This is a genomic window from Streptococcus sp. A25 (assembly GCF_043674095.1).
GTDB lineage: Bacteria > Bacillota > Bacilli > Lactobacillales > Streptococcaceae > Streptococcus > Streptococcus suis_V.
In genome coordinates, this window is record NZ_JBIMJO010000024.1 from 12,607 (window position 1) to 33,665 (window position 21,059).

Sequence of the window (21,059 nt, forward strand, 5' to 3'; positions counted from 1 at the left end):
TCTCTTTAGTAGCCCATACCACCCATGCCATCCATACCTGCTGGCATAGCTGGAGCAGCTGGTTCTGGTTTGTTGGCAACAACTGCCTCGGTAGTCAAGATGAGACTGGCAACAGATGCTGCATTTTGAAGAGCTGAACGAGTCACCTTAACAGGGTCAATAATTCCTTCTTCCATCATATTGACCCATTCACCTGTTGCAGCGTTGAAACCTGTGCCAAGCTCAGAATGTTTCAACTTGTCAATCACAACAGAGCCTTCGTAACCAGCATTGTAAGCAATCTGACGAACTGGTTCTTCCAAGGCACGCAGAACAATATTGCGACCTGTCTCATCATCACCAGACAAGTCCAACTTAGCCACGCTGTCAATCACGTTGACAAGAGCTGTACCACCACCGGCTACAATTCCTTCTTCGACCGCAGCACGGGTTGCGTTGAGGGCATCTTCGATACGGAGTTTCATTTCTTTCAACTCAGTCTCAGTTGCCGCGCCGACCTTAATTACTGCCACACCGCCAGACAATTTAGCCAAGCGTTCTTGGAGTTTTTCGCGGTCAAATTCAGAAGTTGTTGACTCGATTTGTGACTTGATAACTGCCACACGATTGCTGATAGCCTCAGGATTGCCAGCGCCTTCCACAATAGTTGTGCCGTCTTTATCAACTACGACCTTGGCAGCTTGACCAAGCGACTCGATAGTCGCATCTTTGAGGTCCAGCCCCAAGTCCTCTGTAATCACGGTACCGCCTGTCAAGATAGCAATATCTTCCAACATGGCCTTGCGACGGTCACCAAATCCGGGCGCCTTAACCGCTACAACGTTGAAAGTGCCGCGGATTTTATTAAGAACAAGCGTTGGCAGAGCCTCACCATCCACATCATCCGCCACAATCAAGAGCGGTCGATTGGTTTGAAGAATGCTTTCCAAGAGTGGCAAAATCTCTTGAATATGAGAAATCTTCTTATCCGTCAAGAGGATAAATGGATTTTCCAGTTCTGCCACCATTTTTTCATTGTCCGTTACCATGTATTGAGACAGATAACCGCGGTCGAACTGCATGCCTTCTACGACATCCAACTCTGTTTCCATACCGCGAGATTCTTCAATGGTAATGACACCATCTGTTCCCACGCGCTCCATGGCCTCTGAAATATACTCACCGACTTTTTCAGAACGGGATGAAACTGCCGCAACCTGAGCAATTTCTGCCTTGTTTGAAACAGGAATAGCTTGCGCTTTCAAGGCATCCACTGCTGTCGCGACCGCAGCTTCAATCCCTCGACGGATACCGATTGGGTTGGCACCCGCTGTCACGTTTTTCAAGCCTTCACGGACAATAGCTTGGGTCAAAACAGTCGCTGTTGTCGTACCGTCACCTGCAATATCGTTGGTCTTAGATGCGACTTCCGATACCAATTTGGCACCCATGTTTTCAAAATGATCTTCAAGCTCGATTTCTTTGGCAATGGTTACCCCATCATTGGTAATCAAGGGTGAGCCATAAGCTTTTTCCAAGACTACATTGCGGCCTTTAGGACCCAAGGTTACTTTTACAGTGTCTGCCAAAATATCGACACCGCGTACCATGCTCTCACGCGCATCTGCTGCAAATTTAATTTCTTTTGCCATTTTATTTCCATCCTTTGTATCAATTAAATATTATAAAGTGCTATATTTCTTCAAATTTCCACAAAAATATCAGATTAGCCCCCAAAAAGTGTTCAAAGTAGACCACAAGATAATCACAAATTTGCTCTAGTGATTGTGCTGTTACATCTAAAGTAATATATCGTTTGGAGCGATAATCCAAAATTGTCATACCATCTAACAAGGGCGGCAAGACTGTTTCCAAGGATAGAAACCAAGGTTTCTTAATTGGAAGAGCTAAGTTTAGCATATTGTCTGACGTCAATTGAAACCAAATTTGCTGCTGGTTTCCTTGTTCCCAGGCAGTTATACAGTTTCCGGACGTGCTAACTTGCAAAAAATTCTGAAGAATCTCACTTAGCTGTTCTTTCATAGTCTATCTTACTCAACCACTGCTACAATATCCGCCTCACGGACAATGGTCACTTTTTCTTCACCATCTTTGACTTCCAGACCAGCGTGGGCCTCGACCAAGACTTTGTCACCGACTGCAACAGACGGTGCAATCAATTCTCCGTTCAAGGTGCGAATTCCTTGACCAACCGCCAATACCTGCGCCTCTTTGGTCGCTGCTTGGCTGGTTCCTGCAAGGACAAAGCCCCCTACTGTCTGTTCTTTTTCTTCGATTTTTACAACGATGCGATCGCCTAATGGTTTCAACATATCAATGCCTCCTTCATTTTTAGCACTCTGATATCGCGAGTGCTAATTCACAATTCTTATTGTATCACTTGGTCAAAAATAGTCAAGGAAATTCTACCAAGTTTTTTGAAATCCGTCCCAGGTCGTACGAAAAACCAACTAGTCTTACTTATGAGAATATGCTATACTCTTCTTAGGAAAGGAGGTCTCTATGACATTCTTCAAAAATCTATACAAAGACTATCAGGAAAGCAGATATTCTACCTACGAAGGTTTTTTAGAGTGGTTTTTGAAACGGAAATTAAACTTCCTGGGAAAAATCATTTTCGCCTACCTACTCTGGACCATTTGGATTGTCTTTTTTCTACATCCCCACTGGTTTATCTTTTTCTTCTATGGTGTGATTGTTCTATCAATCATGGTTATCTTCCTCGAATGGTGGAATGACCGTAAAAAAGGGCGCTAAAAAACGCCAACTTTCGCCAGCGTTCTTTAAGGAGATTATGAAAAATATTTAGGATTGACTTAAGTATATCCGAGTTCTACACTGTTCACATCCGTCCTGAGACTGATTCTCACATTTTTGGATAAAAATAAGTACCTTCAGTTGTTCAGACGCAAAAAATGCCAGCTTACACCGGCATTCTAAGGAGATATGAAAAATATTTAGGATTGATATTAGTATAAACGACTTTTCACATCCTATCATCAGTCCTAGGACCGATTTACCAGACATTATTTCATTATTTATAGGGAAAATATTTGAGACGTCAATAAATTGTCACTTTCTGTTAGAAGGGCAGATCCTCCTCTTCTAGAACCAAGTCAGCCAAGTCTTCGCCAGCATTATTTTCACGCATGGCGCGTTGGGCACGACTTTCGAGCAACTGGAAACTGTTTCCAAGGACTTCAGTCACATAATGGTTATTACCATCTTTTTCATATTTACGAGTACGGAGCTCTCCGTCAAGGGAAATCAAGCTGCCCTTGCTACCGTAGGACACCAGTGTTTCAGCCAATTTACCCCAGAAAATGATATTGATGAAATCCGCTTCGCGCTCACCAGACTCTGTCTTGAAGCGACGATTGACAGCAACTGTAACGCGGGTTAAATTTTTTCCCGACGGCGTCTGCGTCAACTCAGGCTGGGCCGTCAAACGACCAATTAGAATAACTTTATTGTACATTTTTTATCCTCCTACCTATCTATTCGCAAAAGAAAGGAAAAAATGAAAGAAATTTTAGAAAAAAAGTTAGAAAGCAATGAATATTACAGCACTGAGCAAATCAATTGGCTCTTAGACCATATCGGAGACCCTGACCCTATCATTCGTGACCAGCTGGTCTATGCCAGTTTCTGCCACCTTTTTCTGGATGAAATCATTATCAAAGACCAGGCTCAGCAACTTTTTGAACAGAGCCAGCATAGGCAACTTCTCTCACAAGATAGTCTAACTCGCAGTTTTGCCAGCCTGCTCTATGCTTTGATTATAGCCATAGATGAGGACCGTCCTCACTATCAGAATTTCCTGACTAACAGCCAGCTCCAAATCCTCTTTGAACAAGCCTTGGACATTTTTACTTTTGAAAATGACTGGCGTGGCTACGATGAAAATCTGGGCTGGATGCATGCTGGTGCCCATGGAGCGGATTTTCTCCTCGCTGCTACCTGCCACCAAGCCTTCCCAGCCGACAAGTTTGAGCAGGCTTGGCAAGCTCTTATAGACTGCTGCCTCAAGCAAAACAGCACATTTTCAGCAGGTGAAGAGACGAGATTGGTCCAGATACCTGTTTATCTCATCCTCAATCAAAAGGTTTCGGCTTCAACCCTAGCCACATGGATGGAGCAATTAGATGTCCCCAATCAAGAGCCGGTTGAGTATTTCCGTTGGCTCAATATTCAACGATTTCTATCCAGCATCTATTTCCAACTCAAGTCGCACCAAGCTTTGGCACCAGAAGTTGAGCAAGCCATTGAAAAACAAATACGGCTATACTAGAACCTGCATTCACAGCTCAGCATCTCTAGCCAAGGCTAGTTTTCTGCCACTCATCGTTCGCTTTTCTCGAAATACAGTCAGTATTCCATCAAAAAATGGTCTTGATTGGCAAAAAACTATCTCTTGTCTAAACATACTTTTCTTGTGAATGGAGGTTCTAAAAAGAATTGGCACGCGACCAATTCTTTTTTAGTTTTTCCAATGTTTAGCAGGCTCAAACGAATCGCCCACGACGGCGCTATCATCCAATTCGATAATACCACGTACTTGTGGTGCGTTTGGCAGGCCCAATTCACGCGGACTACACATCATACCAAAGCTGTCCTCGCCACGGAGTTTACCAGGGAAAATCAAGCTACCGCTTGGCATCATAGCTCCTGGCAGGGCAACAATGGTTTTGAGGCCTTGGGCTGCGTTTGGCGCGCCAGCTACGATTTGCACCGTTTTGTCGCCAACGTTGACTTGACAAATATTGAGGTGGTCGCTGTCTGGGTGCGGTGTCAATTCCACAATCTGACCGACCACAAATTTTGGTTCCTTGTCATTGACCAAACTTTCCGCAAAACCTTCTTGACTCAATTCTGCATTCAAGACTGCAATCTGCTCGTCTGTCAAGAAGACCTGACCATTTCCGCTCAAATCAATCAGACTAGACACTTCAAAAATATTCCAAGCTACCGTCTGCCCCGTCTCCTCGATATAGACACGCGCAACCTTGCCCTTGCGTTCAACTGTTACATCTTGTCCTTTGCCATCAGCCACGATGACCATGAGCACATCACCGACATATTCTTTATTATATGTAAAAATCATTTATCAACCTTTTCTATGTTATGAAAATAATCCGATAAGCCCCTTCCAAAGACCCTCAAAGAAGGAACCAAGCTTCTCTAGAATGCCTGAATCCTGGAGATTTTTGTAGGCATCTGAAATTTGTTGCTCGGCCTGGCTCTTGAATTGCTTGAGCTGGGCAGCGACTTCTTCCGAATCAATGGCGCTGGTTTCCTGATAAGCTTTGGCAAAAGTGACCAGCTTAGAAATCTCATCAGCCGTAATCACTGTATCCAGACCATTTTGTTTCAAGACATCATTGATAATGGTGTTGATTTGGTCCTCAGAGGCAATTTGACCTTGAGAATCCTTGTATTCTGCCAAGCCAGTCTTGATTTCTGCGATAGCCTTGTCAAAGGCAGAGCTGTCAAAATTTTCTTGACCTGCGTGGGCAATCGCCACTTCATTAACGGTTTCCAATTCCTGCTGGGCAACCACTGTCCGCTCAGGATCTACCGTTTCGCCATTGGCCTCCAAAGCCTTGTAAACACCCGTCAAGGCAGACTCACCTGTCACCTGAATGGGAGCTGCAACGTCAATCAAGACATCTGTCGCTCCCGCGGTAATGGCCGCATTAGCATACTGAGTTGAGGTAATGAGGGTGATATTCTGCGGTGTCTTGATGTCAACGACAACTCCCTTGCCTGACTCCTGCTTCTGCACCAAAACAGATGAAAAGAGCGAGGCTGTATCTGCACCAGAAGTCCCTAAATATTGGTCCATATCCTGACCCTGCACCACTTGACGGCTGACATTTTCAATATTCTTGATATTGAGTAGACTATTGACCTCCGTCACTTGAGCATCTGACAAACCACCGCCATAGACCATGGTTGGCTTGCCCCATTTTTCATTGATGACATCTGTCTGAATGTCTGCATGGGCAGCTGTCATCGGTGCTCCAACCAGGACAATCACGAGAGTGGCTAGAGCAAGTTTACTTACTGTTTTTTTCATACTGGTAATCCTTCTAAAAAGTCAATGATTTGCTGCTTGGTTTTACGGTTTTTATCGACAAATCGCCCGATTTCCTGACCATTTTCCAAGACAACCAAGCTAGGAATGCCGAAAATATTCCATTCTTGAGCCAGGGGCATGAAGTCATCCCGATCTAACTGGACAAAGGTCATGTCGGGAAAAGCAGCTTCGATAGCTGGCAAATGCGGCTTGATATAGTGGCAATCCCCACACCAGCTGGTCATAAAGAGAAAAACTGTCCGCTGACCAGACTGGACGAGCACGGCCACTTCCTCGTAATTCTGTGGAAAAATCATCTCGCTTCCTCCTCAAATGTGATGTCACCTTTGGTATTTTCAAATAGAAAAATACGACCATCTTCCATGATGACCCCGCCTACCAAATAGTCGGACTGGGACTGGGTTTCATCCACATAGACCGTGGCAATGCTGCCCAAATCGGCGAAGTAAGCCCGAACCTGCTGGAGAGCCTGAGCCTTTTTACGGTCTTCCTGAACCTTGCGGTAAAATTGAGCGCTAGCGGTGAGCACACCTGCCCCCACTAAGCCGGCTAGCACGGCTACCTTTTTCTTATTCATGGTCCCTATTTTATCATAAAAAATGGTAAAATAGTAGCAAGTTATCATTGGAGGAAATTTGTTATGACCCTTTTTGACAAGATTAAAGAAGTGACCGAATTGCAGAGCCTGCCTGGTTTTGAGAGTGAAGTGCGCAACCATATCCGCCAGAAAATCACACCTCACGTTGACCGCATTGAAACAGATGGTTTGGGTGGAATTTTTGGGATTAAGGACACGACAGCTGAACAAGCACCGCGAATCTTGGTTGCAGGTCACATGGATGAAGTCGGCTTTATGATTAGCCAAATCAAGCCTGACGGCACCTTCCGTGTGGTGGAACTAGGCGGTTGGAACCCACTGGTCGTATCCAGTCAAGCCTTTACCCTGCATTTGCAAGACGGGCGTAAAATCCCTGCCATTTCCGGCTCTGTCCCACCTCACCTTTCTCGCGGTGGAAATACTCCGGGTCTACCAGCCATCGGCGATATTATTTTTGATGCTGGTTTTGCTGACTACGACGAGGCTTGGTCTTACGGTGTACGCCCGGGTGATGTCTTGGTTCCGAAAAACGAGACCATCCTATCAGCCAACGGTAAAAATGTCATTTCCAAGGCTTGGGACAATCGTTTCGGTGTTCTCATGGTCACTGAGTTGCTCGAAAGTCTGTCTGGTCAAACCCTGCCTAACCAACTAATCGCTGGTGCCAATGTCCAAGAGGAAGTTGGTCTACGTGGAGCTCATGCCTCTACTACTAAGTTCAATCCTGATATTTTCCTGGCGGTCGACTGTTCACCTGCGGGCGATATTTATGGCGACCAGGGCAAAATCGGTGACGGAACCCTGCTTCGTTTCTACGATCCGGGTCATATCATGTTAAAAAATATGAAAGACTTCCTCCTCACAACTGCTGAGGAAGCTGGTATTAAATATCAATACTACTGCGGCAAGGGGGGCACCGATGCTGGCGCTGCTCATCTGAAAAATCAGGGTGTGCCATCTACAACAATCGGCGTCTGCGCCCGCTATATCCACTCCCATCAAACTCTCTACAATATGGATGACTTCTTAGAGGCTCAAGCCTTCTTGCAAGCCATCATAAAAAAGCTAGACCGCTCAACGGTTGATTTGATTAAGAATTATTAGTATACAAATATGAAGCTAAATGTAGAATTATCCCGCTTTCATGTCAAAGAAGGGAAATCTGCCAAGGTTGACGAGTGGATGCAGTTCCTTAATGCCAACATGAAAGAAACCCTCCTTACTCTTGAAGACGAGAAAATGTACGTCGAGACCATCTTCCGCGAAAACATGGCCGGTCAAGAATTTCTCTACTGGTATTCTATCCAAGCTGAAGGTGGTATCGCTGTAGAAGATTCCCAGTCTGAAATTGATAAAAAACACTTGGAATACTGGGCAGAATGCATTGACCCAAGCTATGGCATGCAGGACCTGGAACCACAGGTCGTCATGATTCCAGATACCATCTACCAGACCATGGAAGAATTGGACAGGAATTATAAACCGTCAACAGAGCAATAAAATCTATCGTTAAAAGACCTCCGCCATTTCGGCCAAGGTCTTTTCTGTTATACTCAGTTAAAATCAATCTAGCAATTCTGAGAGAGTGAGGACTTCCATAGAAAATTTGGGGAAATTTCCAAAGGCAGATAGGCATGCTAATTAGGTTTTAATAAAACTTAACATATATAAATGCTATAGTTGAGAACTCGAACTGATGTCCGCTATTTTTGAATTCTACTGAGTATTAGCTCGATAAAAAATGCTCCACAAGGTACTTCCGAACCTGGGCGATAAAATAAAGCGATCCTGTGATGACGTAGATCTTGTCAGGATTATCCAAATCCGCCTGCGCTAGCCAGTCTTGAAACCGCTCCGCACGCGCATAGCCAGCTGGATAGTCAGCCAGTTCTACCGCTCGAACATCATCAAAGCTGGTCACCGTGACTGGACCATATTGACTGAGCGCTTCCAACATCTGATCTACTGGTTTGGTGTTAATAGCCGCAAAGAGAAATGCGATTTTCTTATCTGAGTATTGTTCTCTTAGCAAATCTGTCAAGACAGCGATGCTTTCATTATTGTGGGCACCGTCAATCAACAGATTGGGGAGTATCAGTTCCTGACGGCCTGGCCAGATGGCTTGGGACAAGCCCTGGCTGATGGTTTCATTGGTAATCTTTGGAAAATCAGGGCTGAAAAGCTGAGCTGTTGTCACTGCTAAGGCTGCGTTGACCTCCTGGTGACGCCCCTGCATCTGTAGCCTCAAATCCTCAACTCGACCGAAGGGGCTTGAAACCGCAAAGTCTGCTCTGCTATTTTCCAAAAGAATCTCCCGTCCCACCGCATAGGTCGGACTCTGAAGCTGACGAGCCTGCTCCTCGAAAACTGCCTCCACTTCTGGCAAATCGGTCGCATAGAGGAGGGGAACTCGCTCACGCAAGACGGCGACCTTGTGACGGGCTATGGCAGCGTAGGTCTCTCCCAAAAAAGCCTGATGGTCCAAACCGATGGACGGGCAAACCACTGCCAATGGGGCAAGGACATTGGTCGCATCCTGCAAACCGCCCATGCCTGCCTCCACCAAGAGAATATCAGGACGCTGGTAGTGGGCAAAGTAGACAAACATAGCCACTACTACAATCTCAAACTCCGATATAGCATCCAGTCCAGCCGTCTGGTCCAAGTCCTCAATCAAAGGTTGCAAGTCTGTCACAATCCTCGAAAAATCTTCCTCTGAAATCATCTCTTGCTCAAAGACAATCTGCTCTCGAAAATCAATGATAGACGGTGAAGTAAAGCGACCAACTCTGTAGCCCGAAGACTGCAAGATAGACTGTAAGGCGTTGAGGGTCGAGCCCTTGCCATTTGTACCAACAAAGTGAATAGTCGGAACTTGAAGTTGGGGATTGTCCAAGCGTTCCAAAATCCAGTTGACACGTGCAATCCCGTGTTCCAAATCAGAAGCCGGGCGATTAGATAGCCACCGGCGAGTTTCTTGATAATTCATGATTCCCTCTCTACAAAAGCAGCAACAGGGGGATGACCTGTTGCTCGATACTGTTTTATTTAATGCCCATTAACTTGGCCAATTCAGGTATTTTTTGTAAACTTGGCAAGACAAGCATGGTCACGACAATGCGTAATGGAATTTCAAAAACTGCCTTAATCAAGCGACTGCTATACAGAACAATCCAAGGTGTTCCAAAATGGAAATGGAGGGCAATCGGTGTCATGATGAAAGAAATCACAACCTGAATCAAGACAACAACCCCTGCAACATAGAGCCAATCAGCCTTGTTCTTGGTATCGAGTGATTTTTGATAAAAGAACCAACCATAGAGAAAAGCCGATACCGCCTCAATCAAGATAAAGCTGAATAACATGGTCTGTCCACTAAACAAGACAAAGACTGGGTCTGAAATCGCAACAAAGATAGCTGCCCAAACAGGACCGGCAATAGCTCCCAAAATAGCATTTGGGATAAAGGTAAACTGGACTTGCAAGGTTTCCGAAAGACGAATGGAGAAATAGTTCTCCACAATCATAACCAAGGCAAGAGTCACAGCAATAGCAGCCAACAGCTGCACCGTTAATTTTGGAATTTTCTTTTCCATAAAAAATGCTCCTTTTTCAAAATGGAGCTGTCGTGTATATTCGACAGCGGATGCAATGGTTTACCGCGCTACTCTCAGCCAGGACCAATGTTCCTACTCTAGGAGACATCAGATACAAGCAAAGATCAGCTTCGTTATGTGGCAACATCCCATCCACATACACTTAACGCAAACCATCTACTCTGTGCAAATTTCTTTGCTAGTCTATTGTATCACACACTATATACTTTGACCACTTGCTAAAAACTATACCTTTCTAAAGGTATAAACTATAAGAGAAACTGGCAGTCTCCGACTACCAGTTAGTTTTTCTTATTTCAAGCGTTCTACTTCACGTGTGATAACGAGTTCTTCATCAGTTGGGATAACCAAGACGCGAACTTTTGATTCTGGTGTTGTAATGTCGCCATAGTTGCCAAAAACGTTTTTCGCTGGGTCTAGTTCAATACCAAACCAAGACAGGCCTGCGATAACATCGTTACGCATGAGGGGAGCATTTTCACCCATACCTGCTGTGAAGACAATGGCATCTGCACCATTTAGCACAGCCATATACTGACCGATGAACTTCTTGATACGGTCAATGAAGACATTGTAAGCAAGGACTGCGCCTGGATGTTTTTCCTGCAAACCATTTTCGATATCACGCATATCGCTAGAAATACCGGATAGACCAAGCAGACCAGATTGTTTGTTGAGTACGTTGACAACGTCCGACGCGTCTTTCAACTCATCGACATTCTCAATCAAGTAAGGAATAATCGCTGGGTCAATATCACCTGAACGAGTCCCCATCATAGGACCAGCAAGCGGTGTGAAGCCCATAGAAGTGTCAACAGATTCACCATGGTAGTTGGCTGTGATGGATACCCCGTTTCCGATGTGAGCTGTAATCAATTTCAACTCCTCAATCGGACGTCCCAAAACCTTAGCGGCTTCGTGAGCTACATAGTAGTGACTCGTTCCGTGGGCACCGTATTTACGAACTTTGTTTTCCTTGTAGTATTTCTGAGGAATTGGGTACATATAGGCATGCTCAGGCATAGTCGTATGGAAGGCTGTATCAAAGACTGCCACACTCGTAATATCAGGCAAGATATCCTTGAAGGCACGGATTCCGGCAGCATTAGCTGGATTATGCAAAGGCGCCAAGCTAGACAGCTCCTCGATTTGTGTCAACACTTGGTCATCAATGAGGGCTGATTCTTTGAAAATTTCACCACCAGCTACTACACGGTGACCGACCCCAGTAATTTCTGAGAAGTCAGCAATGATGTTGTGTTTGAGCAAATCATCCAAAAGGATTTTAACAGCCTGCACATGGTCAGCAATATCCAGAGTTTCACTCTCTTTCTTGCCATCATACTTAACTGTTGAAATAGAGTCCTTGAGACCAATACGTTCGATAATTCCGGCCGCTAATACCGTTTCTTCTGGCATTTGGTACAGTTGCCATTTAAGACTTGAACTACCTGCGTTAATCGCAATTGTTTTTGACATAAGTTTCCCCCTTTAAAGCGTTTTCCTACTTAGTATATCAGATTTTTACCTAAATTGCATTCCCTTGTTTCCAATTTTTGAATTTGACCATAAATTCTTGGATAACATCCTTGTCTTTGAGACTTTGGAGCGGATAAACAAAAGGCATCAGTTGACGAGCCGTCTTTTTCTGTAGAACAAAAATCGACTTAGCCATAGCAGCCTTACCAAAGAGTTCTGGCGGCAGGGCAATCATAGAAACAATATTGGCTTGGTCCTGCAACCAATTTTTCAATAAATCACTTTGCGAACTAGTCAAAAGGTCATTGGGAGCCAAAAGAATGGCAAAACCATCCTTTTCCAGATACTTGAGCGACTGCTCCATCAGCAAATGATGAGCGTAGGTATGCTCGGTCGAACTGGCCACCTGGTAACGACTGGCAATCTGATCATCAGGATAATAACCAATCGGCAAATCTGCGATGATGACCTGGCTTTCCTTGAGAATCTGCGGACGTACCGCATCCCCCTGGGCAAAGGAAATGTCCGCCTGCATGACATCTGCCATACTGGCCGATAAGTCGATCAAGAGATCATCCACTTCAATCCCCAGATAATCCAATTTTTTTGGGCTAGCATTGAGAATAGTCTGCGCCAAATTCCCCGTCCCCGAACCGATTTCCAAGACCGTGATTTCTGGTGTGCTGACCAACTGTTCTACTAAGAAAGACAGGATAAATCCAATCGAGTCTGGTGTAAACTGATGATTGTACTGCATAGGCTCAGTCTGGTTGGCCTTAATCAGTAGGAATTGAAAAGCTCTGCGCCATTCCTCCTTGTTCAATTCTAAGCTCTTCAAAGTCTGATTGTTGGTCACAACAGTTTCCAACTCATGCTGACCAGCCATATAAGCCGCATTTTGCTCAATCATGGCATCGTAAATATTGGTGCCCAGCTGGTTTTGGATGTTCTGTACGTTTTCTAACAGCAGGTCGTAGGCCTGCTCAATATTTTCAAAATTCATGGTTCTATCTTATCAAAATTTGGGCAAATTTGCACTAAAAGAGGAGCCTCTTATGACTCCTCTACCCTCTCTTTTTCCTCCTTCATCATAAATTGATACTGATAGGTCCGACCGCTTGATAACTGGATTGTCACGGTCAGCTTTTCTTTCTTGACCTGGTACTGAGCCTGCCCTTGGACAAAGGACAGCTGACCAGACGTTTCAATTGATTTTGGCTTACTTTCTTTCTTCACCTCTTCTTTTTGACTGGTCTGCGCGGTCTCATTATTTGACCTTTCCATATCTTCTGCAGATACCGATTCTTGCCCACTTTCAGATGGTCTCTCCTTCGTTTGAGAAGTCACACTTTCTTCCGATGTCTCTCCTTTCTTTTCTTCCTGCTCCTTCCTAGCTTGCTCAGCCTTTTCCGCCAAGAATTTTTCTTGACTCTCTTTTGCTGCTTCTTCCTTAGCCAAGCGTGACACTTCCTCAACCACCTGGTCCTTGGTCATCTGGGCTATGAGATAGGCTTGCGTGGATTCTCGACTGGCTCCAATCAACTGACCTTCAGACACTTGCTGATTGAGGTAAAATTGCAGCAAGAGAACGAAAACTGCTAGCATGAGCAGGGCATAGAGTAGGATACCAGCCTTAACCTTTTTCTTCAAAATCATAGACGAAACTCCTCTCCTCGCCAGTTTCAAACGTCACATCCAATCGAACAACCTGACCAGATTGACTATAGCTAGCCGACTTGACACCGTACAGCATGGGCTGGTAGCCCTGCCCCCGGTCATTGGTCTTACGAAAATCATCTGACCGTGACTTACCAAAGGCCAGGGCCTGACCATCTTGCCTGATATAAATCCGACCCACATCAACTCTGTCTAAACTGGCCCCCTCCCATTCACTACGCAGCTGGTCACAGAAGAGTAACCAGTTCTTCTCAACACGCTGGTCCTGGTAGCGAACTTCGTGGACCACCAATTTTGACAAGCCCTCAAAGACCAGCAAACTGCCTGAAACGATGACCAATGCCACCAGACATTCCAGAAGAGTAAAGGCAGCACACCTAGTTTTTCTCAACACGCGCCACCTCTCTTCCATCATGATAGACAGCCAAAACCTTGTCCGACCGCTGGACCGTCACCTTGACACCATTGAGCGACAGATTATCCTGACCCGTCTGCACCGCCATCTTGGCAACATTGAGGACCTCCTGTTGATACAAGCCCTCCGCCTGTTGCCTGCGACTGACCTCCATGGCCGAAAGAAAGAGGCTGGTAATAGTGACTAGAACCGACAAGGCCACCAGCCCCTCCAGCAAGATATAGGCCTTATTTTTCCGATTTCTTATAACGACCACTCCCTATATATAATTGATACGACACCGTCTTGTCCCCCGCCCCAAAGGACAGCTTGGCAAGCGAGGAATTCCCACCTTTTTTATCGAAAACAATAGCCTGCTCAGTCAGTACATCGATACTAGCAGGCACCTGCACGGACTGATGACCGTTGGACAGTTGGCTATCCGTCAGTTGCAAATGGATTTCCTGCTGGCTGTTGACCGCCAGACGCTGGCTATCCTTATAAAGCTCCTCAAACTCCCAGAAGAAAACCGTCTCCTGCACCGACCGAAAAGCCGACTGGACAGAACCCGACAAAGCCAGAGCAAGAAAGCTCACGATAAAAAGAACCAACAGACTTTCTAGCAGAGTAAAGGCTTTATTGGTTATCTGGATTAGAGGCTTTGGCTTTCTCATATTCTTTTGCCTGTTTTATGTCAATGTAGCCAGCAGATTGCAAATCGGCTACTGTTGCTTTCTTGTCATGTTCCAATTCATAGAGCTCCATCTGACTCTCTACTACTTTGACAACTGCCTGATCTCCTTTTTTCCGTACCGCCTCTTTCTGCTTGCTCAAATTAGGTACAAACAAGAGTAAAAGCACACTAATAATTCCAAGGACGACTAACATTTCCACCAGAGTGAAACCTTTTTTCTTCATTTTTAGTAATTTCTTCATTTACATCTCCATATTTTGATAAATTGGCAGCAACATGGCTGCGTAGATAAGAACAACAACGAGAGCGACAAAGAGAAAGACCAGCGGTTGAATAAGCTGCATGGCACGATTAACGCGAGAGAAAAATTCCTCCCAACACTCATTGGCGTAGACGGCAAGCTCGCTACCCAACTTGGACTTGACTTGCCCGTACTCCACAATCAAACTCAGTTCCCTCTTGAAAAATGGATAGGAACGGATATGCTGGTCAAAGCTCTGCCCATTGCCCAAAGCCTCCGCCATATCTCGCCCAATCTCGATAAAGAGCTGGGACTGCTGCTCCTGCATCAGCCGAACCACCTGCTGCATATCCAATCCTTGCCCGATGAGGCTACCCCACTCCCGCGCGTAGTAGGCGGTCAGGTAGGTTTGGATGAGTTTTCCGAAAAATGGCAGAGCGGACAGACAACTAAAGACAGTGATTTTAGCCGTCCTGCGGTACCAGATGTAGCCTGCTAAAGTGCAGAGCAAGATGGTTAAAACCAACCCGAGAAAGATGGTCGGCAAATGGTTGATGAGCATGGTCGCGGCATTGCCCTCCTCCAACTGTGGCAGGAGATAGTTTTTCAGACCCAGCATAATCAACACCAAAAATCCTAATAGAATAACGGGATAGGTCGCCACCTCAATCAATTTTTTCCGTACTTTGGATAAGTTGCTCAGATAGGTCTCGATGTGTTGCAGACTGAGACTGGTATTGCCATGAATTTCTGCCAATGACACCTGAGTGACAACTGTGTCGGAAAAGGCCAAATCAGCTAAAAGGCTCGAAAAAGGCTTCCCCGCTACCAGACCGTCTGATAGGATTTGCGTATATTGGTCTGCCAAGAGCTGACTGCGCCTGAGAAAATCAACAATCTCTCCCAAGTGAAAGCCACTGGCAAAGAGATTGTTAAAAAGCTCGATGACTTTACGCTGACGCTCCAAGGATAATTTTTTCGGCCTCCGCCTGCCGAGGACTGATATGTCCTGCTGCAAGAAGGCTATCAATCTGTGCATTCCACTTATCTGCGGAATGGTTTTGGAAATCTTCTCTGGCAAAATCAACAACACCTCCTCCCCCTATCAAGCGCTGGTAGGCAATACCTTGCAGGGCATTATTGAGCTCTTCTGGACTAACACCCAATTCCAACATCCGAGCATAGACACCCGAAATGGACTTGGCATGCACCGTCGAAAAGACTGTCGCTCCGGTCAAACTAGCCCTAATAACTGATCGAGCTGTCTCTGCATCACGGATTTCCCCGATGATGAGCAGGTCAGGACGATGGCGCAGGGACAGTTTGATGAGATTGTCATAAGTCGCGCCAATAGTTTCATTGAGCTGAAGTTGCAACATATCGTCCTGCTTGATTTCCACCGGATCTTCGATGGTCAGAATTTGCTTGTCTGGGAATTTCATCCTGGCTAAATGGTACATAAGCGTGGTCTTGCCAGAGCCGACTGGACCCGAAAAAAGGTAGAGCCCCCGACCTTTGATTTCCTTGGCAATTTCCTCTACTGCCTGAAACCAGAATTTCAACTCCTTGTCATTATCATAGAGCAGACGGATGACCAAACTTTCCTTGCCACGATAATCCCCGACCGTCGACAGGCGCAGAGAAATCTCGCCCTTGCCATAATCATAATCGCAGGACCCCTGCTGACTACGGCGCTTCTCACCGACATTGAGACCAGCTAGAAACTTGAAATGCCCAATCAGAGCATCTACTTCCGTTTCCTCCAGCTCTCGGACAAATTCCCGTTCGTCCATGATACGATGATAGAGCTGATAGGTCTCACCTTTGGGAACCAGATAAATGTCACTGACTCGACCGGTTACCGCCTCCTCTATCATTTGTTTTGCTTTTTCTTGAATCATAAATCCTCCTCACCTATTAGTTCGGAAAAATGATGATTTTTGCAAAAATTTTTTTTAAAAAAATAAGAAGGACTGAACCATCAATCCTTCTCTCTTAATAATTTACGCAATTCCCTTTCTTGAGTTTGCACGGCCTTACTCTCGGTACAAGGTCCTTCTTCTTGGAATCTTCCTTAGCTTCTAGCAATAGCAAAGAATGGTAACGTTGCAAATACTCATCACATTCCTCGCACCAATACTGATCCGCTTCATCCCAAAAGGCTGTCATCATCCCACCCTTCGATTCTTTCTTAGGAAAGCGACTAGCCAAATCTGTCCACTCTTTCTGAAAGGCAAGAACAGCATCCTCATAATTTTCAAAAACTAACTTGTCAGTGATGTCTTCTTCCCAACCTTCAATAAACCACCAGGGTTCAAAATCTCCATACATTTTAATGACTTGATACATAACTATACACTCTACTTTCTCTGTTCCAACAATTATACCGAAAATAATAAGAATTTTGAAAATATATGCTTAGAAAATACAAATTCAATAAATAAAGTGCCGTTATAGGTAGTACCAACAATTCTTTCTTCTACTTAAAATCTCGCAGGTAGTCTTGCAGTTCACGTATCATATTCCTCCGCCCATGGAAACTCTGACCTGTGATTAGCTTCTCGTATTTTTCTAACTGTTCCGTCGACAGCTGACTTCTATAAGTCCGCAACATATCTCGCAAAACAATAAAATCGTCATTTAACAATCCCGGCGACTTTACTAGATGCGACAAATCATGAATATCTTCATGGGGCATACGGTCAAACTTCCGCTTATGGCTTTCTTGCCTGCGCACAACATCCCGAACACGATTTCGGAACTGAACCTTAAAGTAACTACAGAGCTTATCCTTATCTTCCTCCAATTCTGGAAAACTGCATAGTAATTTGTACAGAACCAACATCCCCTCCTGGTCCCAATCCTCACGTTCCCATAACTTCACGTAGAAATCCTTACGCGCGCGGTGGACAATTCCCTGAACTTCAAAATAAATCTTTTCAAATTGCATAAAACTATGCCTCCTTTAATTGATAGACCTAGTTTATCTAATTTTGAAAAAAACAAACAGGACATTTTTGTCAGTATAAAATAATAGTAACTAAATCTCAGTGAAAACAATATACCTGAGGTGGTGCACAAGAGCATTCAAACGCGCAGTCTAACCTGCCCTTTGAAGCGATTTAAGACGCACATCCTAACAATCAGACATTTTACAATAGCATTAAATCAATTCCTGTCCTATTTAAATACAATACTTGGGATCTGTAATAACCTTATCTATATCATCAAGCGAAATGCCTTTAGTCCCCAGCAATAGAACAAATTATACACTTCGAAAATCGGTTTAACTTGCTATGATAATGAGTATACCATACAATCGAGTAGGGACTAATTTCTAGTCCCTCTCACACCACCGTGCGTGCCGTTCGGCACACGGCGGTTCAACTAACTTTTAACACATGTCGTTTTAGATAATAATCTAGGCAAGAAACCAGTCCACGTTTAGCGAGGACTGGTTTTGATATGGCACGTTTCAGTACAGAGCTCTGAGCCACTAATTGATAATGGTCTCCCCAGCCAGATACTTTATCCGCTATCCACTTCGGTACTCCTAATTTGAGAAGTCCCCCTAATCGCCTAGATTTCTTCTTCCATTGTTTCCAGATAATAACTCTTATTCGAGTTCTTAGTCGTTCATCAATGCTTTCCATGACTGATTTCATGTTCGTCATAGAAAAGTAGTTTATCCAACCTCGGATGACCCAGTTTAGTCCCTCAATTCGGCTGTCTAGGTCAATACTCCACTTACGGGCCGTTAGTTTCTTGAGTTTTCTCTTGAAACTCTGTACGCTATCCTGATGCGGACGACTTTTCCAGCCCTCAGATGATTTCCAGAACCCAAATCCTAGGTACTTTAATTTGCTCGGTCTCACAATCTTGGTCTTGGTCATGTTGACTTTCAAACCTAATCGTTTTTCAATATAACGACTAATTGAATGCATAACACGTTTAGCAGCCGCCTCACTACCAACTATGATGACGCAGTCATCTGCGTAGCGAACGAAGCGAAGTCCACGATTTTCCAACTCTTTATCTAGCTCATTAAGCATGATATTGGACAGGAGCGGTGATAGGTTTCCTCCCTGTGGAGTTCCAACTAGTGTTTTATACCGTTGTCCGTTGATGACTACACCTGAATGAAGGTACTTACGAATTAAAGATTCTGTATCTCCATCTTGGATAATGTTATGAACAAGCGACATCAGTCTATCTTGAGGAACGGTATCAAAGAACTTCTCCAGGTCTATGTCTACTATCCACTCATAACCGTCATTAAGGTATTCTAATAACTGGATAATAGCTTGTTCGCATGACCGATTGAGTCTGAATCCGTAACTCCTCTCAGAGAAATAGGGTTCACAAATGGGACTAATGACTTGGACAATAGCTTGTTGTATCATTCTATCCATGACCGTTGGGATACCTAACTGACGGACTCCGCCGTTAGGTTTGGGAATTTCAACTCGTAAAACTGGCTGAGGTTTGTACTACCTCTGCTTTATGAGTTCTTTAGTTGAACGCCAGTGTTTGCGGAGATAGTCATCTATTTCGTCAATAGTTACGCCGTCAATTCCTGCTGAACCTTTATTGGCTCTAACTTGATTGTAGGCTTCAAGCATATTGGACCGAGATAGGATATTATCTAGTAACTGTGACATGTGCGTATTCCTTTCTTGTTTCGGTGTCTGAGGGACGTCTTATATTGGTGAACTTTCCTCTAGTCAATACGTGACCGCACCCAGTTCTATCAGACCGCTAGTTTTACAGACACAAGCGAAGTAGGTATACTTCGGTTAATTGTTCAGCCCTTCGCTCCACCTCTATTACAGAAGTTTCATCACTACTATAGCTTCGGCTGAGAGCCTGCCCCAGCCATTGTTGTTCAACGAAGAATGAGTTGATAACAACAATAGGCGAGGGTACTTCTCATGATTTGTTGTTACTACGTCTTTGACGCTCATGAGACCTCACGGGATAAGTCGTACATCTTTCCTCGTTTACTCTCGTGATTTACGTCTATAGGTTACGACTACCTTTTTGGACTTTAGAGTTATATGCCCCCTCATCCCCTATATACGCCTTGTTATCACGTTTCTGTTCGTAGAGCCACGATTTCGCTATCCCTTCCTCTCCCCGCTACCTCACGATAGTCAGGCTTGGGAGTCGCTTTGGGGTTCACCGGTAGCGGGTGTCCACAGAGGACTTTCACCTCAGATGTACGACATGCCCGTCGTACATAAAAAATGCATGCACCTATTATCTGGATACATGCATTTTTCAAAATGTTGTCACATAACGGTTTCTTTGCTCAAGTAGAGACTCTATTTTCCTTTATATATTTCCAATGGCAGACTGATTCCCATAAAATATAAAAGAGGAAAATAAGATGAAGCTGAACAGTAACTGCCCAATAAGAAAAGAATTTTGATGGCAATAAATATCAAAAAAGAGAAGACCAAACAGATCTTCTCAAAAATATAGTCCGTACGGGATTCGAACCCGTGTTACCGCCGTGAAAAGGCGGTGTCTTAACCCCTTGACCAACGGACCATATAACTCCGCCAACAGGGCTCGAACCTGTGACATCATGATTAACAGTCATGCGCTCTACCAACTGAGCTATGGCGGAATTTCGCTAAGCGACTACCGTATCTAACAGGGGGCAACCCCCAACTACTTCAGGCGTTCTAGGGCTTAACTGCTGTGTTCGGCATGGGAACAGGTGTATCTCCTAGGCTATCGTCACTTAACTTCTGTTGAATGGAATTGTACTCGGACTAAAATCCTAGTGAAAAAGATAAACTTCCTAGAGTCTACAGACTCTGCGTCAGTTTCCTATTTTCTTACGGATTTTGTAACGCCCTCGTTACTTCACTTTATCCACTCAAAATTGAATATCTATATTCTAACAAGAAACAACCACGCTGTCAATATTGACTTCGTTGAATTTTACTGTAATTGTATTCGAACTAAAAAGCTAGTGATTTAGATAAATCGCCTTGAAGTCTAACTGACTTCCGCGTTGATTTCCTAAAATCATACGCTTTTCTTAACGTTCTCATTACTTACTTTGGATAAGTCCTCGAGCGATTAGTATTGGTCCGCTACATGTGTCGCCACACTTCCACTTCCAACCTATCTACCTGATCTTCTCTCAGGGCTCTTACTAACATAAAGTTATGGGAAATCTCATCTTGAGGTGGGTTTCACACTTAGATGCTTTCAGCGTTTATCCCTTCCCTACATAGCTACCCAG

Annotated in this window: 24 protein-coding genes, 2 tRNA genes, 2 rRNA genes, 2 pseudogenes and 1 riboswitch; of the genes and pseudogenes, 4 read left to right on the forward strand and 26 right to left on the reverse strand. The window is 44.6% G+C overall.

Features of this window, described 5'->3' with window-relative positions; all coding sequences use genetic code 11:
* Positions 1–5 precede the first annotated feature (5 nt).
* Genes groL through groES form a run of 3 tightly spaced genes read right to left on the reverse strand, consistent with a single transcriptional unit; the run spans position 6 to position 2,312 of the window.
* Entirely contained in the window at positions 6–1,631 is a 1,626-nt protein-coding gene (gene groL, locus ACHBID_RS09955) for a chaperonin GroEL (RefSeq protein ID WP_105110714.1), read from the reverse strand.
* A gap of 40 nt (positions 1,632–1,671) precedes the next feature.
* Positions 1,672–2,022 carry a hypothetical protein gene (locus ACHBID_RS09960; protein ID WP_105123002.1) on the reverse strand — a complete coding sequence of 117 codons (351 nt, stop codon included), beginning with the start codon at positions 2,020–2,022 and terminating at the stop codon, positions 1,672–1,674.
* 8 nt (positions 2,023–2,030) lie between these two features.
* Positions 2,031–2,312 (reverse strand): co-chaperone GroES, encoded by a 282-nt coding sequence (groES, locus tag ACHBID_RS09965; protein WP_105110716.1) that lies wholly within the window; start codon positions 2,310–2,312, stop codon positions 2,031–2,033.
* Between the two features lie 190 nt (positions 2,313–2,502).
* Here groES and ACHBID_RS09970 point away from each other — a divergent pair, with 190 nt between their 5' ends.
* Positions 2,503–2,757, forward strand: a complete 255-nt coding sequence (locus tag ACHBID_RS09970; RefSeq protein WP_105123001.1) for a hypothetical protein — start codon at positions 2,503–2,505, stop codon at positions 2,755–2,757.
* A gap of 325 nt (positions 2,758–3,082) precedes the next feature.
* On the opposite strand, the gene ACHBID_RS09975 is transcribed toward ACHBID_RS09970, so the two are convergent.
* Positions 3,083–3,478, reverse strand: a complete 396-nt coding sequence (locus ACHBID_RS09975; protein ID WP_105123000.1) for a single-stranded DNA-binding protein — start codon at positions 3,476–3,478, stop codon at positions 3,083–3,085.
* A gap of 42 nt (positions 3,479–3,520) precedes the next feature.
* Here ACHBID_RS09975 and ACHBID_RS09980 point away from each other — a divergent pair, with 42 nt between their 5' ends.
* A complete protein-coding gene (locus tag ACHBID_RS09980; RefSeq protein WP_105122999.1) occupies positions 3,521–4,291 on the forward strand; it encodes a DUF2785 domain-containing protein in 771 nt (256 codons plus the stop codon).
* Between the two features lie 189 nt (positions 4,292–4,480).
* Here the strand turns inward: ACHBID_RS09980 and ytpR are convergent, their stop codons facing one another.
* The 4 genes from ytpR to ACHBID_RS10000 are packed head-to-tail and all read right to left on the reverse strand — an operon-like array spanning position 4,481 to position 6,677.
* Complete coding sequence (gene ytpR / locus ACHBID_RS09985) at positions 4,481–5,104, reverse strand: YtpR family tRNA-binding protein (RefSeq protein WP_105122998.1); 624 nt, start codon at positions 5,102–5,104, stop codon at positions 4,481–4,483.
* Positions 5,105–5,122: 18 nt separating this feature from the next.
* A complete protein-coding gene (locus tag ACHBID_RS09990; protein ID WP_394732220.1) occupies positions 5,123–6,079 on the reverse strand; it encodes a DUF1002 domain-containing protein in 957 nt (318 codons plus the stop codon).
* Positions 6,076–6,396 carry a thioredoxin family protein gene (locus ACHBID_RS09995; protein WP_105110722.1) on the reverse strand — a complete coding sequence of 107 codons (321 nt, stop codon included), beginning with the start codon at positions 6,394–6,396 and terminating at the stop codon, positions 6,076–6,078. Before ACHBID_RS09995 ends, ACHBID_RS09990 begins: the two co-directional genes overlap by 4 nt.
* The gene (locus tag ACHBID_RS10000; protein ID WP_105137577.1) at positions 6,393–6,677 is read right to left on the reverse strand and encodes a DUF4651 domain-containing protein; all 285 of its coding nucleotides are present in this window, start codon (positions 6,675–6,677) and stop codon (positions 6,393–6,395) included. Before ACHBID_RS10000 ends, ACHBID_RS09995 begins: the two co-directional genes overlap by 4 nt.
* A gap of 63 nt (positions 6,678–6,740) precedes the next feature.
* Between ACHBID_RS10000 and pepA the strand changes: the two genes are divergently transcribed.
* Positions 6,741–7,802: a glutamyl aminopeptidase gene (gene pepA / locus ACHBID_RS10005; RefSeq protein WP_105122996.1), complete on the forward strand. Its 1,062-nt coding sequence runs from the start codon at positions 6,741–6,743 to the stop codon at positions 7,800–7,802.
* Positions 7,803–7,811: 9 nt separating this feature from the next.
* Complete coding sequence (locus ACHBID_RS10010) at positions 7,812–8,198, forward strand: DUF6176 family protein (protein ID WP_105122995.1); 387 nt, start codon at positions 7,812–7,814, stop codon at positions 8,196–8,198.
* 226 nt (positions 8,199–8,424) lie between these two features.
* Here ACHBID_RS10010 and ACHBID_RS10015 read toward each other — a convergent pair whose 3' ends face one another.
* From ACHBID_RS10015 to ACHBID_RS10100, 18 genes and pseudogenes are all read right to left on the reverse strand, one after another.
* The gene (locus tag ACHBID_RS10015) at positions 8,425–9,687 is read right to left on the reverse strand and encodes a folylpolyglutamate synthase/dihydrofolate synthase family protein (RefSeq protein WP_105122994.1); all 1,263 of its coding nucleotides are present in this window, start codon (positions 9,685–9,687) and stop codon (positions 8,425–8,427) included.
* Between the two features lie 55 nt (positions 9,688–9,742).
* Entirely contained in the window at positions 9,743–10,294 is a 552-nt protein-coding gene (locus tag ACHBID_RS10020) for a folate family ECF transporter S component (protein ID WP_105122993.1), read from the reverse strand.
* A gap of 42 nt (positions 10,295–10,336) precedes the next feature.
* Positions 10,337–10,481, reverse strand: a riboswitch (THF riboswitch).
* 125 nt (positions 10,482–10,606) lie between these two features.
* A complete protein-coding gene (locus ACHBID_RS10025) occupies positions 10,607–11,794 on the reverse strand; it encodes an acetate kinase (protein ID WP_105122992.1) in 1,188 nt (395 codons plus the stop codon).
* Positions 11,795–11,843: 49 nt separating this feature from the next.
* Complete coding sequence (locus ACHBID_RS10030) at positions 11,844–12,797, reverse strand: class I SAM-dependent methyltransferase (RefSeq protein ID WP_394732221.1); 954 nt, start codon at positions 12,795–12,797, stop codon at positions 11,844–11,846.
* A 50-nt stretch (positions 12,798–12,847) separates the two neighbouring features.
* Positions 12,848–13,450 (reverse strand): competence type IV pilus minor pilin ComGG, encoded by a 603-nt coding sequence (gene comGG / locus ACHBID_RS10035; protein ID WP_172010079.1) that lies wholly within the window; start codon positions 13,448–13,450, stop codon positions 12,848–12,850.
* Positions 13,428–13,883 carry a competence type IV pilus minor pilin ComGF gene (comGF, locus tag ACHBID_RS10040; protein ID WP_394732224.1) on the reverse strand — a complete coding sequence of 152 codons (456 nt, stop codon included), beginning with the start codon at positions 13,881–13,883 and terminating at the stop codon, positions 13,428–13,430. The genes comGG and comGF overlap by 23 nt, the downstream gene beginning before the upstream one ends.
* Complete coding sequence (gene comGE, locus ACHBID_RS10045) at positions 13,849–14,142, reverse strand: competence type IV pilus minor pilin ComGE (RefSeq protein WP_394720409.1); 294 nt, start codon at positions 14,140–14,142, stop codon at positions 13,849–13,851. The genes comGF and comGE overlap by 35 nt, the downstream gene beginning before the upstream one ends.
* Positions 14,114–14,539 carry a competence type IV pilus minor pilin ComGD gene (gene comGD / locus ACHBID_RS10050; RefSeq protein WP_170243121.1) on the reverse strand — a complete coding sequence of 142 codons (426 nt, stop codon included), beginning with the start codon at positions 14,537–14,539 and terminating at the stop codon, positions 14,114–14,116. The genes comGE and comGD overlap by 29 nt, the downstream gene beginning before the upstream one ends.
* On the reverse strand, positions 14,502–14,801 hold the full coding sequence (comGC, locus tag ACHBID_RS10055; RefSeq protein WP_394732222.1) for a competence type IV pilus major pilin ComGC: 300 nt from the start codon (positions 14,799–14,801) through the stop codon (positions 14,502–14,504). The genes comGD and comGC overlap by 38 nt, the downstream gene beginning before the upstream one ends.
* On the reverse strand, positions 14,802–15,839 hold the full coding sequence (gene comGB, locus ACHBID_RS10060) for a competence type IV pilus assembly protein ComGB (RefSeq protein WP_394732223.1): 1,038 nt from the start codon (positions 15,837–15,839) through the stop codon (positions 14,802–14,804).
* Positions 15,751–16,701, reverse strand: a complete 951-nt coding sequence (gene comGA / locus ACHBID_RS10065) for a competence type IV pilus ATPase ComGA (RefSeq protein WP_105110735.1) — start codon at positions 16,699–16,701, stop codon at positions 15,751–15,753. Before comGA ends, comGB begins: the two co-directional genes overlap by 89 nt.
* Before the next feature lie 181 nt (positions 16,702–16,882).
* Positions 16,883–17,149 (reverse strand): annotated as a pseudogene (locus tag ACHBID_RS10070) (DUF1033 family protein); the annotation flags it as partial.
* 130 nt (positions 17,150–17,279) lie between these two features.
* Complete coding sequence (locus ACHBID_RS10075) at positions 17,280–17,750, reverse strand: transcriptional regulator (protein ID WP_105110737.1); 471 nt, start codon at positions 17,748–17,750, stop codon at positions 17,280–17,282.
* A gap of 433 nt (positions 17,751–18,183) precedes the next feature.
* Positions 18,184–19,461 (reverse strand): annotated as a pseudogene (gene ltrA, locus ACHBID_RS10080) (group II intron reverse transcriptase/maturase).
* 820 nt (positions 19,462–20,281) lie between these two features.
* A tRNA-Glu gene (locus tag ACHBID_RS10085) sits at positions 20,282–20,353 on the reverse strand.
* 6 nt (positions 20,354–20,359) lie between these two features.
* Positions 20,360–20,432, reverse strand: a tRNA-Asn gene (locus tag ACHBID_RS10090).
* A 5-nt stretch (positions 20,433–20,437) separates the two neighbouring features.
* Positions 20,438–20,553 (reverse strand): 5S ribosomal RNA (gene rrf / locus ACHBID_RS10095).
* A gap of 320 nt (positions 20,554–20,873) precedes the next feature.
* Positions 20,874–21,059 (reverse strand): 23S ribosomal RNA (locus tag ACHBID_RS10100); the annotation flags it as partial.